Here is a 658-nt window from a genome sequence, read left to right on the forward strand (position 1 = left end):
TGGGGTGGGGGTGGTTTGTAGGTGTTGTTGTAAGTGTGTAAGGGCGTTCGGTGGATGCCTTGGTACCAGGAGCCGATGAAGGACGTGGTAGGCCGCGATAGTCCTCGGGGAGTTGTCAAACGAGCTGTGATCCGAGGGTGTCCGAATGGGGAAACCCAGCACGAGTGATGTCGTGTTACCCACCTCTGAATGTATAGGGGGTGTGGAGGGAACGTGGGGAAGTGAAACATCTCAGTACCCATAGGAAGAGAAAACAAAATGTGATTCCGTGAGTAGTGGCGAGCGAAAGCGGATGAGGCTAAACCATGCGCATGTGATACCGGGTAGGGGTTGTGTGTGTGGTGTTGTGGGGTTCATCTTCTTCCATCTGCCTGTGGAAGCGTGAGTCAGAAAATCGTGTGTTAGGTGAAGTGGCCTGGAATGGTCTGCCGTAGACGGTGAGAGTCCGGTAGCTGAAAACACATGGTCTTGCGTGATGGATGCCCAAGTAGCAGCGGGCTCGTGGAATCTGCTGTGAATCTGCCGGGACCACCCGGTAAGCCTGAATACTTCCTGGTGACCGATAGCGGACAAGTACCGTGAGGGAAAGGTGAAAAGTACCCCGGGAGGGGAGTGAAATAGTACCTGAAACCGGACGCTTACAATCCGTCAAAGCCTG

General features: G+C 54.1%; 1 rRNA gene. It reads left to right on the forward strand.

The features are described 5' to 3' along the window. Nucleotides 1-27 precede the first annotated feature (27 nt). Nucleotides 28-658: ribosomal RNA gene (locus OK17_RS18580) — 23S ribosomal RNA — on the forward strand; the annotation flags it as partial.

It is taken from the genome of Gordonia sp. GN26, from assembly GCF_054823965.1.